The sequence below is a fragment of the Streptomyces sp. NPDC005195 genome (assembly GCF_040608315.1).
In the GTDB taxonomy this organism is placed as follows: Bacteria; Actinomycetota; Actinomycetes; order Streptomycetales; family Streptomycetaceae; genus Streptomyces; species Streptomyces kaempferi.
Window position 1 is genome coordinate 19,297 of the sequence record NZ_JBEXHZ010000014.1, and the last position, 14,615, is coordinate 33,911.

General features: G+C 72.1%; 12 protein-coding genes and 1 riboswitch. Of the genes, 3 read left to right on the plus strand and 9 right to left on the minus strand.

The genetic code is table 11. The features are described from left to right. Nucleotides 1-333: 333 nt before the first annotated feature. Nucleotides 334-1,416: a septation protein SepH gene (gene sepH, locus ABZV34_RS17395; protein ID WP_356276680.1), complete on the plus strand. Its 1,083-nt coding sequence runs from the start codon at nt 334-336 to the stop codon at nt 1,414-1,416. A 139-nt stretch (nt 1,417-1,555) separates the two neighbouring features. Here sepH and ABZV34_RS17400 read toward each other — a convergent pair whose 3' ends face one another. After that, nucleotides 1,556-2,407: a sulfurtransferase gene (locus ABZV34_RS17400; protein WP_356276683.1), complete on the minus strand. Its 852-nt coding sequence runs from the start codon at nt 2,405-2,407 to the stop codon at nt 1,556-1,558. Nucleotides 2,408-2,731: 324 nt separating this feature from the next. Here ABZV34_RS17400 and ABZV34_RS17405 point away from each other — a divergent pair, with 324 nt between their 5' ends. Continuing rightward, a complete protein-coding gene (locus tag ABZV34_RS17405; RefSeq protein ID WP_356276686.1) occupies nt 2,732-3,547 on the plus strand; it encodes a VOC family protein in 816 nt (271 codons plus the stop codon). Nucleotides 3,548-3,659: 112 nt separating this feature from the next. Here ABZV34_RS17405 and ABZV34_RS17410 read toward each other — a convergent pair whose 3' ends face one another. From ABZV34_RS17410 to ABZV34_RS17425, 4 genes are all read right to left on the minus strand, one after another. Continuing rightward, complete coding sequence (locus tag ABZV34_RS17410) at nt 3,660-4,307, minus strand: thymidine kinase (RefSeq protein WP_356276689.1); 648 nt, start codon at nt 4,305-4,307, stop codon at nt 3,660-3,662. A gap of 47 nt (nt 4,308-4,354) precedes the next feature. Continuing rightward, complete coding sequence (locus ABZV34_RS17415; RefSeq protein ID WP_356276692.1) at nt 4,355-5,542, minus strand: nucleotide pyrophosphatase/phosphodiesterase family protein; 1,188 nt, start codon at nt 5,540-5,542, stop codon at nt 4,355-4,357. Then, nucleotides 5,542-6,129 carry a DUF5998 family protein gene (locus ABZV34_RS17420; RefSeq protein WP_356276695.1) on the minus strand — a complete coding sequence of 196 codons (588 nt, stop codon included), beginning with the start codon at nt 6,127-6,129 and terminating at the stop codon, nt 5,542-5,544. Before ABZV34_RS17420 ends, ABZV34_RS17415 begins: the two co-directional genes overlap by 1 nt. A 107-nt stretch (nt 6,130-6,236) precedes the next feature. After that, the gene (locus ABZV34_RS17425; protein WP_356276698.1) at nt 6,237-9,083 is read right to left on the minus strand and encodes a GNAT family N-acetyltransferase; all 2,847 of its coding nucleotides are present in this window, start codon (nt 9,081-9,083) and stop codon (nt 6,237-6,239) included. A 178-nt stretch (nt 9,084-9,261) separates the two neighbouring features. Between ABZV34_RS17425 and ABZV34_RS17430 the strand changes: the two genes are divergently transcribed. Then, a complete protein-coding gene (locus tag ABZV34_RS17430; RefSeq protein ID WP_356276701.1) occupies nt 9,262-9,543 on the plus strand; it encodes an HPr family phosphocarrier protein in 282 nt (93 codons plus the stop codon). A 194-nt stretch (nt 9,544-9,737) separates the two neighbouring features. Here the strand turns inward: ABZV34_RS17430 and ABZV34_RS17435 are convergent, their stop codons facing one another. The 4 genes from ABZV34_RS17435 to ABZV34_RS17450 form a co-directional block, all read right to left on the minus strand. Next, entirely contained in the window at nt 9,738-10,433 is a 696-nt protein-coding gene (locus ABZV34_RS17435; protein WP_356276704.1) for a GntR family transcriptional regulator, read from the minus strand. Nucleotides 10,434-10,621: 188 nt separating this feature from the next. Further along, nucleotides 10,622-11,386: a M23 family metallopeptidase gene (locus tag ABZV34_RS17440; protein WP_356276707.1), complete on the minus strand. Its 765-nt coding sequence runs from the start codon at nt 11,384-11,386 to the stop codon at nt 10,622-10,624. Nucleotides 11,387-11,399: 13 nt separating this feature from the next. Beyond that, nucleotides 11,400-11,561: riboswitch (cyclic di-AMP (ydaO/yuaA leader) on the minus strand. A gap of 249 nt (nt 11,562-11,810) precedes the next feature. After that, the gene (locus ABZV34_RS17445) at nt 11,811-13,199 is read right to left on the minus strand and encodes a pitrilysin family protein (RefSeq protein WP_356276710.1); all 1,389 of its coding nucleotides are present in this window, start codon (nt 13,197-13,199) and stop codon (nt 11,811-11,813) included. Beyond that, a complete protein-coding gene (locus ABZV34_RS17450; RefSeq protein WP_356276713.1) occupies nt 13,196-14,569 on the minus strand; it encodes a pitrilysin family protein in 1,374 nt (457 codons plus the stop codon). Before ABZV34_RS17450 ends, ABZV34_RS17445 begins: the two co-directional genes overlap by 4 nt. Nucleotides 14,570-14,615: the final 46 nt, after the last annotated feature.

Below are 14,615 nucleotides of genomic sequence, written 5' to 3' on the forward strand. Positions count from 1 at the left end.
CACGTTTCGTGGTCACGAAAACGGCGCATCGGACGGCCAACTACCACCCCCCGCTAGAAGTTGGGCGGCGTGCCGATCCACGCACATGGCCCGAATGGAGTACTCTTGCGAGCCCTGGGTCCGGACTCCCGCCAGGGCGTCCGGGGCCTGACAGGACCGCCGGGAGGGGGCTCGTTGCACAGGGTGATGGAGTTCGTCACTTAGCGTTGCGAATAGGTAACCGTGCCATAACGGCGGCCCCGGGCCCGTGCCCGACACGCCGGGCAACTCGGCAAGGTTGTGGCAGGCTGCACCCGGGCAGGCCACACTCGACTAGCGGAAGCAGCGACGCACGTGACGTCGGCAGGCACCACCCGGGAGGTCCCCATGCCGGAACTGCGTGTCGTGGCCGTCTCTAACGACGGCACACGGCTGGTGCTGAAGGCTGCGGACAGCACGGAGTACACGCTTCCGATCGACGAGCGTCTGCGCGCCGCCGTCCGCGGCGACCGTCCCCGCCTCGGCCAGATCGAGATCGAGGTGGAGAGCCACCTCCGCCCCCGGGACATCCAGGCGCGGATACGAGCGGGTGCCTCCGCGGAGGAAGTCGCCCAGCTCGCCGGAATCCCCGTCGACCGGGTGCGCCGTTTCGAGGGCCCCGTGCTCGCCGAGCGCGCCTTCATGGCGGAACGTGCCCGGAAGACTCCTGTCCGCCGCCCCGGCGAGAACGCCGGACCCCAGCTCGGTGAGGCGGTCCAGGAGCGGCTGTTGATCCGCGGCGCCGAGAAGGAGACCGTCCAGTGGGACTCGTGGCGCCGCGACGACGGCACCTGGGAAGTCCTGCTGGTCTATCTGGTCGCGGGCGAGCCGCACTCGGCGAGCTGGACGTACGACCCGCCCCGGCGGCTCGTCCAGGCCGTCGACGACGAGGCGCGTTCGCTGATCGGCGAGTCCGACGATCTCGCGGCGCCCGAGCCGAGCTTCCCGTTCGTGCCGCGCATCGCACGGCTGCCCCGTGACCGTCCGCTCGACCGTGCCCTGGACCGGCAGATGGAGCGGCCGAGCCTGCCGCCGTCCGAGCCGGTCGACGAGGGCGCGGGCGACCGCGACTCGCTCACCAGCCTCCTGGAGGCGGTGCCCAGCTTCCGGGGCGACATGGTGGTGCCCGAGCGGCCCTCCACCACGGAACTCCCGCCCGCCGAGGAGCCCGCCCCTGAGCCGGAGACGGAGGAGCCCCCGGCTCCCGCCGCCTCGGCCGGTGCCGGTTCCGCCTACGCGGACGTCCTGATGCCCCGCTCGGTCGGCAGTCACCGCGACCGCCTGGTCGGCGCGACCGACCGTCAGGCCGAGGCCGACGGCGTCCGCCCCGGCCGCAGAGCGGCGGTACCGAGCTGGGACGAGATCGTCTTCGGCACCCGGCGCAAGAAGCAGGACTGATGAAGAAGCCGGCTTGAAGCGGCGGGACGAGAGTCCGGACGCGGCCAGAACACGACCACCGGCCACTCGGCCGGTCACTCGTACGAGCGATGGGGCCCCCACCGGATCAACGTCCGGATCGGTGCGGGCCCCGTCGTCGTCACTGGGGGTCGGGTCCCACGGCGACCGGACGGTTCCCGTCCCGGGACCACTCCGACCACGAACCCACGTACAGGGCCGCCGGAATGCCCGCCACGGCGAGCGCCAGCACCTGATGGGCGGCGGAGACGCCCGAGCCGCAGTAGACACCGACCTCCGAAGTGCCGGTCACACCCAGGGACTTGAAGCGGTCGGCCAGCTCGGCGGCGGGCCTGAACTCCCCGCTCTCGGTGACGTTCTCGGTGGTCGGCGCGGACACCGCGCCCGGGATGTGGCCGCCTACGGGGTCGATCGGCTCCACCTCGCCCCGGTAGCGCTCTCCCGCCCTCGCGTCGAACAGCAGCCCCGTACGGGCGAGGGCGGCCGCTCCGTCCGCGTCGAGCAGCGAACGGGCTCCCGGCACCGGGACGAAGCTTCCGGCGGCGGGCGAGGGGACCTCGGTGGACAGCGGTCCGCTCCACGCGGCCAGGCCGCCGTCCAGCACACGCACCGACGGATGCCCCGTCCAGCCCAGCAGCCACCAGGCGCGCGCGGCGGCCCACCCGACACCGCCGTCGTACACGACGACATCGCGGTCCTCGGACACGCCGGCGGCCCGCATCGCCGCGCCGAAGACCTCGGGATCGGGCAACGGATGACGGCCGGAGTCACCCGCCTTTCCGGCCAATTCGGCGTCCAGGTCCACGAAGACCGCACCGGGGATGTGGCCGGCCTCATAGGCGGCCCGGCCGTCGAAGGGCGCGGCCCCGTCGGCCGTGGCCAGGGTGAGCTGCCAGCGGATGTCGAGCACGACCGGCGGGTTCGGCCCCGCCAGATCGCTCGCGAGTTGGGAGGCGGAGATGATGGCGTTCATGGCCACCATCCTCGCGCACGGGGTGGCCCCGGCGTCCAGCTCCGGCTACTCTGCTCGGCCGGACAGGTCCGATCACGAGGCGTACGGGATCGGGCACGTGCTGTACAGCCGATGGACACCCCGCGGCAATGGTGCGGAAACGGACAGGAAACGGCACACCGGGCATCCTCCGGCAGTGGACCGCGACATGACGGTGCGGTTGGGGCGCGCGGGGTGACGGGTAGTGCGAGCATCGACACGGGGCGTGCACGCGCGCGGCTGCGGTACGCGTGTAGGTAGGCGGACGGTGAACGGCCACCGCGAGGGGCCGAGGAGAGAGTGACGATGACCGAGGCACGGGGGCCGGCCGGCCTGAACGGCACGACGCACACTCGGCACGCGCCCGGCGTTCCCTGCTGGGTGAGCCTGATGGTGCACGCAATGGACACGACCCAGGAGTTCTACGGAGAGCTGTTCGGCTGGGAGTTCGAGCCGGGCCCGCAGCAGCTCCCGCGGCAGCTCGGCCCCTCCGCGCGGGCCCTGCTGGACGGTCACGAGGTGGCGGGCATCGGGCAGATGCCGCCCGACCAGCATCTGTCGATCGCCTGGACGCCGTACTTCGCCTCGAACGACGTGAACCAGACCGCCGAATCGGTACGGCACTGTGGCGGCACCGTGGGTGTGGGTCCGCTCGACGCGGGCGACGCCGGGCGGCTGGCGATCGGTCTGGACCCGACCGGCGCGGTCTTCGGGATCTGGCAGGCGGCGGCCCATCTGGGCACCGGGATCATCGGAGTGCACGGCACGCCCGCCTGGATCGAGCTGGTGACCCGCGACACCGAGAGTGTCGTCAAGTTCTACCAGGGGGTCTTCGGGCACGAACTGGAGCCCGTCGTCTCGGCCGACTTCGACTACGTGACCCTCCAGTCGGGCGGCCGCGCGGTCGCGGGCATCCACGGCGTCGGTCACGGCCTGCCCCGCGATCGCGGCCCGCACTGGCTGACGTACTTCGAGGTCAGGGACGTCGACGCCGCCACCGCCCAGGTCACCGAGCTCGGCGGGCACACCCTCAGGGCCGCCCACGACTCGGCCTACGGGCGCGTGGCCACGGTGGCGGATCCGGAGGGCGCGGTGTTCTCGCTCATCCACACCGACCGCTGACGGGCCCGCCGGGGCGGACGGCCCGTCGGGACGGTCGACCCATGGGGGTCGGTCGGTCGGTCGAGCAGGCTGTCGCTCCGGCGGACAGCCGGCGGATACGGTCCCGACGCGGTCAGACGGAGGCGATCGGGAGCACGTCCGGGGAGAGGGCACCCGCGCGGGCGGTCGCCGCCGTCATCCGCCGACGGTGGTGGCGACGGCACAGGACCTCGTAGCCCACGTCCTCCGCCTGGTTGACGTCGCCGACGACCACCTGGGCGCCCTCGACGACCATTTCGCCGCCTATCGTGCGGGCGTTGTGGGTGGCACGGGCACCGCACCAGCACAGGGCCTCGACCTGCAGGACCTCCACCCGGTCGGCCAGCTCCACCAGGCGCTGCGAGCCGGGGAAGAGCTTGGAGCGGAAGTCGGTGGTGATACCGAACGCGAAGACGTCGATGTCCAGTTCGTCGACCACCCGTGCCAGTTGGTCGATCTGTGGGGGAGCCAGGAACTGGGCCTCGTCGGCGATCACGTAGTCCGCGCGTCCGCCCTGCGAGAGGTGGTCGACGAGATACGCGTACAGGTCCTGCTCGTCGGCGACCTCCACCGCGTCCGTGACCAGACCGAGGCGTGAGGAGAGCTTGCCCTCGCCCGCGCGGTCGTCGCGCGTGAAGATCATGCCCTGCAGACCCCGGGCCGAACGGTTGTGCTCGATCTGCAGAGCCAGCGTCGACTTCCCGCAGTCCATCGTTCCGGAGAAGAACACCAGCTCGGGCATGGGAAGTTGAGCACCTTTCGGCGAGAAGGGGGGCGGACGGAGAAGGGTCAGGAACGTACTTCCAGGAGCGGGACGTGCTGCTCCGCCGGTGTCATCGAACCGTGGTTGCCGACCATCGCGGACTCCTTCGGCTCCCGCTCGGTCGCGATGATCAGGACGTCGTCCCGGGCCGCCGCGACGACGTCGCCGATACGCGCGTACACCCGTTCGTCGACATGGGGTCCGAACCAGCCCGCCGCGATCGCCTCGTCGCGCGAGGCCACCCAGAACTGCTCACCGAGCACCTCACGCCAGCAGGTCAGGACGTCCGCCTCGGCGCCCGGGACCGCGTACACATGCCGGGCCCGGCCCTCGCCGCCGAGCAGCGCGACGCCGGCCCGCAGCTCCCAGTCCTCGTCGAAGTCGATGCGGTGCTGCTCGTCGAACGGGATGTCGATCATGCCGTGGTCCGCGGTGACGTAGAGCGCGGAGCGCGGCGGCAGCTGCTCGGCGAGGCGCTGGACCAGCCGGTCGACATACATCAGCTGGCCGCGCCAGGGGTCCGAGTCGACGCCGAAGCGGTGGCCCTTGCCGTCCACCTCGGCGTAGTACGTGTAGACCAGGGAGCGGTCGCCCGCGGCGAGTTGCGCGGCCGCGAAGTCCACGCGGTCCTCGCCGGTCAGCCGGCCGTGGAAGGTGCCACCGCTCAGCGCGACCTTGGTGAGCGGGGTGTTCTGGAAGGTGGGGGACGAGACCTGGGCGGTGTGCACTCCGGCCGCGTCCGCCAGCTCGAAGACCGTGGGGTACGGCTGCCAGGTGCGCGGCTGCGTCCACGGGGTCCAGCGGAGCTGGTTCATCAGCCCGCCGGTCTCGGGGTCGCGCACGGTGTACCCGGGCAGACCGTGCGCGCCGGGCGGCAGGCCCGTACCGACGGAGGCAAGGGAGGTCGCGGTGGTCGCCGGGTAGCCGGTGGTGATCGGCCGTCCGGTGCCGCCCCGGGAGGAGGCCAGGAGCGACGCCATGAAGGGCGCCTCGTCGGGATGCGCCCTCAGCTGCTCCCAGCCGAGACCGTCGATCAGGAAGACGCAGTTGCGGTCGGCGCCGGTCAGCTCCGGTATGGCGGCGGTCATACCGGGTACCGACATGCCCGCGGCGAGCGTGGGCAGGAGATCCGCGAGCGAACCCGTGCCGTACTCGGGGACGGGCGCGGACCCGATGGCCAGGGGTTCCGGGTGTTCCCAGGTGGAGAGAGCCATCAGTGCGTGGGGTCCGCGGTCGCCTCGGAGAGGGACTGCGCGAAGGCCAGGGCCTGGCGGACCGTCTCCGGGCCGTCCCCTGCCTCGCTGACGCGCAGGCTCAGGTCGTCGGCCGTCGAACTGCCGGTGTAGCCGTGGTCCGCCTCGCAGTTGGGGTCGCCGCAGGCCGCGGGCTCCAGGTCGATCCGCGCGACCGCGCCCCAGCCGATGGTCAGGACGACCTCACGGGGCAGCGTGCCCGGCGCGTACGACTCGGGGTTGGCGACGACACGGCTGACCACGACAGACGAGATCCTGCCGATTTTCACGGACTCCGTCGACGTGGTGGCGTACGGCGTCGGCGAGGTCGTGTCCGCGTTCTGCTCGTCGGTGTGGCTCACGATGAAGCGGTTGCCGGTCAGGACGAGCACGGTGACATGCCGGCGCACCTCGTTGGCGTCGAACGTCGTCTCCTGGTGGACCAGGTACGACCGGATGGCCTCGCCGCCGATCGCGGCCTCCACCGCCTCGGCCACGAGGGCCGGGTAGTAGCCGCTGCGCTCGATCGCCGCTCGCAGCCCCTGGGTCGTCGTACTGGTCTTGGCCATGACGTCCATCCTACGGGGGCCCACTGACTGCGAGGCACCGCTCGTGGGTCTCTGTCGTGGACGGATCAGAACGAACGGGACGGCGCCGGTGCGGCGCGGGCCGCCGCTCAGACGACGGGCAGTGTCCGGGGGCCGAGGTCGTCGCGGAGGGGGGCGCGCGCCAGCCGTACGGTGGCGCCGAGCACGCTCAGGCCGTGCGGGGCGACGACCACGGGCTCCAGGGAGACTCCGACGACCTCCGGATGATCGTCCACCAGGCGCGACACCCGCAGCATCACCTCTTCGAGGGCCGCGGTGTCGACCGGTGCCGAGCCGCGCCAGCCGAACAGGAGCGGCGCCGTCCGGATCGACCGGACCAGCGAGCTCGCGTCCCGGTCGGTGACCGGAATCAACCGGTGCGCGGTGTCCCCCAGCAGTTCCGAGGCGGCTCCGGCCAGGCCGAACGAGAGCACCGCGCCGGCCGCGGGGTCGATGACGGCCCGTACGACCGTGTCCACCCCGCGCGGCGCCATGCCCTGCACGACCGGCCGCAGCTCCTCGGGCCCTCCGAAGAGCTCGGTCAACTCCGCGTACGCCCTGTGCAGTTGCTCCTCGTTCGCCAGGTCCAGGCGTACTCCGCCGAGGTCCGCGCGGTGCCGCAGGTGCGGGGCGGTGGTCTTGAGGGCCACCGGGTAGCCCAGGGTGCCCGCGGCCGCGGCGGCCTCCCCGGGCGTCGGTGCGGGCAGCGCCCGGCGTACGTCGACGCCGTACCGCGCGAGCAGCGCGCGGGTGTCCTCGGCCCCCAGCGTCAGCCCGGTGCCACGGGACAGCAGCGCGTCGATCTGCTCGGCGGCGCCCTTCTCGTCGATGTCCTCGTACTCGGGCACCTTGCCGGGCTCGGCCGCCTCCCGTCGCCACTGGCCGTACTTCACGGCTTCGGCGAGCGCGCGGACGGCGCGCTCGGCGGCGGGGTAGGCGGGGATGAGGCGCGTCTCGTCGGGGGCTCCGGTTCCGGCGGACGGCCGCCGCGGGTCCTGTCGCCCGACCGGGGCGGAGGGCTCGCCCGGCCGGGCCGCGTCCGCGGTGGCGGCGGGCCCGGGGCCTGTCTGCGGGGCCGTACTGGCGGCGGCGGACAGCGCCTCGGCGAGCCCGCCGAGCTCGACGTGCGCCACCAGTACCGGCTTCGCCGGGGCCGAGGCCGAGGCCGAGCGCAGCGCCTCGGCCAGGGCCGCGTCCCGCACGGAGGTCTCCCCCACCGCGGGGATGGCGGTGACCACGACGGCGTCGCACCTGTCGTCGGCCAGTGCCCGCTCCAGCGCCCGGCGGAAGTCCTCCGCCGAGGCCGCCGTGGTCAGGTCGAGCGGCGGCAGCGGCCGCAGCCCCTCCGCGAGGCACGCGTCGAAGGTCAGCAGTCCCAGCGACTCGGAGTTGCCGAGGATCGCCACCCGGGGGCCGGAAGGGAGCGGCTGGCGTGCCAGCAGAAGGCCCGCGTCGACCAGCTCGGTGATCGTGTCGACCCGGATCACCCCGGCCTGTGCCAGCAGCGCGGAGACGGTGGCGTGCGGCAGCCGGGTGGCCCGTACCGCGTGCCCCTGGGGAGCGGCCGCGTGCCGTGCGCCCTGCACCACGACCAGCGGCTTCGCCGCCGCCGTCCGCCGTGCCAGCCGGGTGAACTTGCGCGGGTTGCCGATGGATTCGAGGTACATGAGGGCGACGTCGGTGTCCGGGTCGTCGTACCAGTACTGGAGGACGTCGTTGCCGGACACGTCCGCGCGGTTTCCGGCGGACACGAACGTGGACACGCCGGTGACGCCCGTGACACCGCCGCCGCGGCGGTGCAGCCGGGACAGCAGGGCGATGCCGATCGCGCCGGACTGGGCGAACAGGCCGATCCGTCCGGGGCGTGGCATCTCCGGCGCCAGGGAGGCGTTCAGGCGCACGTCGGGAGAGGTGTTGATGATCCCGAAGGTGTTGGGGCCGATGATCCGCATGCCGTAGGTACGGGCCTGGCGGACGAGTTCGCGCTGGCGCTCGCGCCCGCCGGGACCGCTCTCCGCGTACCCGGAGGAGACGACGACGAGGCCCTGCACCCCGTGCTCGCCGCACTCCGCGACGACCTCGGGGACGTACGGCGCGGGCACGGCGACGACCGCGAGGTCGACGTGCTCGCCGATGTCGCGGACGGAGCGGTGCGCGGGGACCCCGTCGAGCTCCTTCTCCTCGAGGGACTTGTTCACCGCGTACAGCCGACCCGTGAAGCCCGCCTCGCGGAGGTTGGCGAGGACGCTGCGGCCCACCCCGCCGGCCGTACGCCCCGCGCCGATGACCGCGACCGAGCCGGGCGCGAGCAGCCGCTGCACGGAACGGGCCTCGGCGCGCTGTTCCCGCGCGCGCTGCACGGCGACGGAGCGGTCGGTGGGTTCGAGGTCGAACTCCAGGCGTACGACGCCGTCCTCGAAGTGCCGCTTCTGCTGGTACCCGGCGTCCGTGAACACCTTGATCATCTTGGTGTTGGCGGGCAGCACCTCGGCGGCGAACCGGCGGATGTCCCGCTCCCTGGCCACCGCGCCGATGTGTTCGAGGAGGGCCGAGGCGACGCCGCGGCCCTGGTGGGCGTCCTGCACGAGGAAGGCCACCTCGGCCTCGTCGGCGGGCGCGGAGGCGGGCAGGCCGCCGGCACCAATGCGGTCATAGCGTACGGTGGCGATGAACTCGCCGCCGATCGTGGCCGCGAGCCCCACCCTGTCCACGAAGTCGTGGTGGGTGAAGCGGCGGACGTCCTTGGCGGACAGGCGCGGGTACGGCGCGAAGAAGCGGTAGTACTTCGACTCGTCCGAGACCTGCTCGTAGAAGCTGACCAGGCGCTCGGCGTCGTCGACGGTGATGGGCCTGACACGGGCCGTGCCTCCGTCACGCAGCACCACGTCGGCCTCCCAGTGGGAGGGGTACTCGTGCCGGTCCGACGAGGTCTGCATGGGGCCCAGAGTACGGCTCGCGTCCGTCAGCGGCGCGAGGCAGGCTAGGGGCAGCGGATTCGGATCCAGGCCGGGGTCCGAAGCCGGATCCGGGGCAGGTACGACACCCGCTCCGGACGCGCTTCACTCTATGGAACACTGGTCTAGACAACCCTGAACCCCTGAAGGGCAGCATCACATGGCTGAGCGCCGCGTCAACGTCGGCTGGGCCGAGGGCCTCCACGCCCGTCCCGCCTCCATCTTCGTCCGGGCGGCCACGGCCTCCGGCATCCCCGTGACGATCGCCAAGGCGGACGGCAACCCCGTCAACGCGGCCTCCATGCTGGCGGTCCTCGGCCTGGGCGCCCAGGGCGGCGAGGAGATCGTCCTCGCCTCGGCGGCCGAGGGCGCGGACGCCGCCCTCGACCGGCTGGCCAAGCTGGTCGCGGAAGGCCTCGAGGAGCTTCCCGAGACCGTCTGAGGTGCCCCCCTCGCGGGGCTCCCCCATTGACGGCGGCGAAGGTTTTCACATCGAAGGACATCGCCCCGTAGACAAATCGTGGACAAAGCGAAGGGGCTCGCCCGAAAACATCGGGCGAGCCCTTCGCTTTTTCGAATTACGGGCAGCGGAAATAATCTCCCGCGAATTACCCCTCTTTGTATACGGCCCCCGTGTTAATGACGCAGGCCCGTCATGTTTACGGGATGTTGCGAAGTCCTCACGCGGTCCGGGCGGTCTCCCCCACCGGGAAACCTCAGCCGGTGCGCGGCCGTCGCGCGCTCGGTGTGCAGCGCCGTGATGGCCCGGGCCCGCTCGCCGTCACCGCGCGCCACCGCGTCCACGATGCCGCCGTGCTCCGCCCAGGACTCCGCCGGATCGGCGGGCGCCCGCACCGCGTACATCCAGGCGATCTTGTGCCGCAGCTGGGCCAGCGTGGAGGTCAGCGCGGGACTCCGGGAAGCCTGTGCGAGCGTCTCGTGGAACCAGCCGCCCAGGGAGCGCAGATCCTCGCTGTTCCCCCTCCTGGAGCGCTCCTGACCCAGTCTGACCAGGCCTCGCAGCACCTTGAGGTGGGCCTCGGTGCGCCGCTGGGCGGCCCTGGACGCCCCCAGCGGTTCCAGGAGCATACGCATCTCCAGCAGATCCGCGGCCTCCTGCTCGGTGGGCTCCGCCACGCACGCGCCCGCGTGCCGCCGGGTGACGACGAAACCCTCGGCCTCCAGGGTGCGCAGGGCCTCGCGCACCGGGACGCGCGAGACGCCGTAGCGGCGCGCCAGCAGTTCCTCGGTGAGCCGGCCGCCGCGCTCGTAGACACCCGCGACGATGTCGTCGCGGATCGCCGTGCATACCGAGTGCGCGGGAATGCGCATGACCGGACCTCCGCCTTAATCCCCGCGAAACGCGGTCGATCGACGCTCGTTCGGCGACTCTATTGCAGCGAGCCGGAATTTCCGATGGCGGGCCGGAATCCATGGATATTTTTTGGACAGACAGCCGTTCGAAACGACGAAGCCCCGGCTCGGGTGAGCCGGGGCCTCGGAAGTGCGGACGCCGGGCGTCAGACGTTCACACCGTGCGAGCGGAGGTAGGCGACCGGGTCGATGTCGGAGCCGTACTCCGCCGTGGTGCGGGCCTCGAAGTGGAGGTGCGGCCCGGTGGTGTTCCCGGTGGCCCCGGAGAGGCCCAGCCGGCCGCCCGGGGTGACGGTCTGGCCGACGGAGACACCGATGGACGACAGGTGGCCGTACATCGTGTACGTACCGTCGTGCATCCGCAGGACGACCTGGTTGCCGTAGGCCCCGCCCCAGCCGGCCGTGACGACCGTGCCCGCGCCGACCGAGTGGACCGGGGTCCCGGACGCGGCGTGAAAGTCGACGCCGGTGTGGCTGCCGGAGGACCAGAGGCTGCCGCCGGTCTTGTAGCCGGTGGAGACGTACGAGCCGGGGATCGGCAGGACGAAGGTGTTGAGACGCTTGCGCTCGGCGGCGCGGGCGGCGCGTTCCTTGGCCTCGCGCTCCTTCTTCGCCTCCTCGACGGCCCGCTTGCGCGCCGCCTGTTCGGCCTTCAGACGGGCGGCCGCCTCGTCGGCGGCACGCTGCTGCGCGGCGGCCTGCGCGTCGATCTGGGCGGCGACCGTGTCGCCGATGGTGACGGCCTGGGTCAGCCCGGTCTGCTCGACGGAGCTGTCCGCGGCGAGGGCGGGGGCTGCCAGGGTTCCGATGACACCGGTGGTGGTGAGCGCCGCGACGCCGACGGCGTTCGAGGTGGTGCGCTTCACGCGGCTCGGACGTCGGTGTTTCCCGGTGCCACAGGTGAACGCCATGAAGGGGCTTGGTCCTTTCCTTCCCTCTCGCCTACCGGGTTAGCTGACGGGTTCGGAGCAGGAAGGTCTCCTACGGACGCCCTCGCGGGGAGGGAGTCCGATTCACCCCAGGGACTGCGTACGGGTCCCCGGCTCCCCTGGCTCGCGCCGTACGGGGACTCGGCGATGGCTGTCCGGTGCCGCGGACGCGGCGCACTGCCTGACGAACAGCCGGACCGACGCTAAGGGGGCCCTCTTTCAATCAACAAACAGATCGCGGTTTTTGTAGTGCATGCCACAGGGCAGAAAGGCAACCTCCCCATCAATACGGACAAATTGAGGATGTTGTCCGGGCAAAAGGGGACCCGGGCGACTCTTCGGTCACCCGGGCCCCTCCGTGCTCGCGATTTCCGCCGCGTCGTCCGCCGCGTTCTCCGCCCCGCTTCTACTCCGCGGCCACGACGGTCACTTCACCGATGCCGAGCGCCTTGACGGGCTCCTCGATCTGCGTGGCGTCGCCCACCAGGACGGTGACCAGACGGTCCACCGGGAAGGCGCTCACCGCCGCCGCGGTGGCCTCCACGGTGCCGGTCGCGGCGAGCTGCTGGTACAGCGTCGCCTGGTAGTCGTCCGGCAGGTACTGCTCGACCTGGTCGGCGAGCGTGCCCGCGACGGCCGCCGCGGTCTCGAACTTGAGGGGTGCCACCCCCACCAGGTTCTGCACGGCGACGTCCCGTTCGGCGTCCGTCAGACCGTCCGCGGCGAGGGTGCGCAGCACCTTCCAGAGGTCGTCCAGGGCCGGCCCGGTGTTCGGGGTGTCCACCGAGCCGCTGATGGCGAGCATCGCGATACCCGTGCCGTCCGGAGCGGAACGCATCACCTGGCCGAAGGCCCGCACCCCGTAGGTGTAGCCCTTCTCCTCGCGCAGCACGCGGTCCAGGCGCGAGGTGAGGGTGCCGCCGAGGCAGTACGTGCCGAGCACCTGGGCGGGCCAGACACGGTCGTGCCGGTCCGAGCCGACGCGGCCGATCAGCAACTGCGTCTGGACCGCGCCGGGGCGGTCCACGATGATCACGCGGCCGGTGTCGTCGGCGGTGACCGGCGGCACGGGACGCGGTTCGGCGGAGGAACCCGTCCAGGCGCCGAGCGTCTCGGCGAGCAGCCCGTCGAGGTCCACGTCGGTGAGGTCACCGACGATCACGGCGGTGGACGTGGCCGGGCGAACGTACCGGTCGTAGAAGGCGCGGACGCCCGCCGCGTCGATCTTCCGGACGGTCTCCTCGGTGCCCTGCCGGGGACGGGACATCCGCGAGGTCGCCGGGAACAGCTCCCTGGAGAGCTCCTTGGCGGCGCGGCGGGCCGGGTTGGCGCTCTCGTGCGGGATCTCGTCGAGCCGGTTGCGTACCAGCCGCTCGATCTCGCTCTCGGTGAACGCCGGTGCCCTCAGGGCGTCGGCGAGCAGGCCGAGCGCCTTGGGCAGGCGTGAGACGGGCACTTCGAGGGAGAGGCGTACGCCGGGGTGGTCGGCGTGCGCGTCGAGGGTGGCGCCGCAGCGCTCCAGCTCGGCGGCGAACTCCTCGGCGGAGAGCTTGTCGGTGCCCTCGGAGAACGCGCGCGCCATGATCGTGGCGATGCCGTCGAGGCCGGCGGGCTCGGCGTCCAGCGGCGCGGCGAGGAGCACCTCGACGGCGACGACCTGCTGGCCCGGGCGGTCGCAGTGCATCAGGGTCAGCCCGTTGTCCAGCGTGCCGCGCTCGGGAGCCGGGAAGGCCCAGGGCTTGGGCCGGCCGGCCTGGGGCTGCGGGTGGAAGTCCATGGTGGCGAGCTCGGTCACTTCGCCGCCTCCTCGTCGGTGTCGTCGGCGGCGTCGGCGGCGTCGATGGCGTCGTCCGTGCCGGTGGCTTCGTCGGCGATCGGCTCGTAGACGAGCACCGCGCGGTTGTCGGGGCGCAGGCGGGCCTTGGCGACCTCCTGGACCTCCTCGGCGGTGATGTCGAGGATGCGCTGCACGGCCGTCAGGGCGAGCATCGGATCGCCGAACAGGACCGCGTACCTGCACAGTTCGTCGGCGCGGCCCGCGACCGTGCCGAGCCGGTCCAGCCACTCGCGCTCCAACTGGGCCTGGGCGCGCTCCATCTCCTCGGCCGTGGGACCCTCCTCGGCGAACCGGGCGAGCTCCTCGTCGACCGCGGCCTCGATGACCGGGACCTCGACGTCGCCGGACGTCTTCACGTCCAGCCAGCCCAGGGAGGGCGCCCCGGCGAGACGCAGCAGGCCGAACCCGGCCGCGACGGCGGTGCGGTCACGGCGAACGAGCCGGTTGTACAGGCGGGAGGACTCGCCGCCGCCGAGGACGGTCAGGGCGAGGTCGGCCGCGTCGGACGCGCGCGTGCCGTCCTCGGGAAGCCGGTAGGCGGCCATCAGGGCGCGCGCCGGGACCTCTTCCTCGACGACCTCGCGCAGCTGCTCGCCGAGGGTCTCGGGCAGCGAACCGTCGCGCGGGGCGGGCTTTCCGTCGTGCCCGGGGATGGAGCCGAAGTACTTCTCGATCCAGCGAAGCGTCTGCTCGGTGTCGATGTCGCCGACGACCGAGAGCACCGCGTTGTTGGGCGCGTAGTAGGTGCGGAAGAAGGCGCGGGCGTCCTCGAGGGTCGCCGCGTCCAGGTCCGCCATCGACCCGATGGGGGTGTGGTGGTACGGGTGGCCCTCGGGGTAGGCGAGCGCGGTCAGCTTTTCGAAGGCGGTGCCGTAGGGCACGTTGTCGTAGCGCTGCCTGCGCTCGTTCTTGACGACGTCCCGCTGGTTCTCCATGGACTCGTCGTCGAGCGCGGCGAGCAGCGAGCCCATCCGGTCCGCCTCCAGCCAGAGGGCGAGCTCGAGCTGGTGGGTCGGCATCGTCTCGAAGTAGTTGGTGCGCTCGAAGCTGGTGGTGCCGTTGAGCGAACCGCCCGCGCCCTGCACCAGTTCGAAGTGGCCGTTGCCCTTCACCTGGCCCGATCCCTGGAACATCAGGTGCTCGAAGAGGTGGGCGAGTCCGGTACGGCCCTCGACCTCGTGGCGCGAGCCGACGTCGTACCAGAGGCACACCGCCGCGACCGGGGTCAGATGGTCCTCGGAGAGCACCACGCGCAGGCCGTTGGCCAGGCGGTGCTCGGTCGCTGTCAGGCCGCCGGAGCCTGTCTCAGCTGTGGCCGTGTGACCCATGGGCATGTACGTCCCTTCGATCGCGGAAACTGCAGAATTCCTGCCG

Bases quoted from the DNA above. Each gene is read 5' to 3' on its own strand.
- ABZV34_RS17400 (WP_356276683.1), bottom strand. From the start codon at position 2,407: ATGAACGCCATCATCTCCGCCTCCCAACTCGCGAGCGATCTGGCGGGG.
- ABZV34_RS17405 (WP_356276686.1), top strand. From the start codon at position 2,732: ATGACCGAGGCACGGGGGCCGGCCGGCCTGAACGGCACGACGCACACT.
- ABZV34_RS17410 (WP_356276689.1), bottom strand. From the start codon at position 4,307: ATGCCCGAGCTGGTGTTCTTCTCCGGAACGATGGACTGCGGGAAGTCG.
- ABZV34_RS17415 (WP_356276692.1), bottom strand. From the start codon at position 5,542: ATGGCTCTCTCCACCTGGGAACACCCGGAACCCCTGGCCATCGGGTCC.
- ABZV34_RS17420 (WP_356276695.1), bottom strand. From the start codon at position 6,129: ATGGCCAAGACCAGTACGACGACCCAGGGGCTGCGAGCGGCGATCGAG.
- ABZV34_RS17425 (WP_356276698.1), bottom strand. From the start codon at position 9,083: ATGCAGACCTCGTCGGACCGGCACGAGTACCCCTCCCACTGGGAGGCC.
- ABZV34_RS17430 (WP_356276701.1), top strand. From the start codon at position 9,262: ATGGCTGAGCGCCGCGTCAACGTCGGCTGGGCCGAGGGCCTCCACGCC.
- ABZV34_RS17435 (WP_356276704.1), bottom strand. From the start codon at position 10,433: ATGCGCATTCCCGCGCACTCGGTATGCACGGCGATCCGCGACGACATC.
- ABZV34_RS17440 (WP_356276707.1), bottom strand. From the start codon at position 11,386: ATGGCGTTCACCTGTGGCACCGGGAAACACCGACGTCCGAGCCGCGTG.
- ABZV34_RS17450 (WP_356276713.1), bottom strand. From the start codon at position 14,569: ATGGGTCACACGGCCACAGCTGAGACAGGCTCCGGCGGCCTGACAGCG.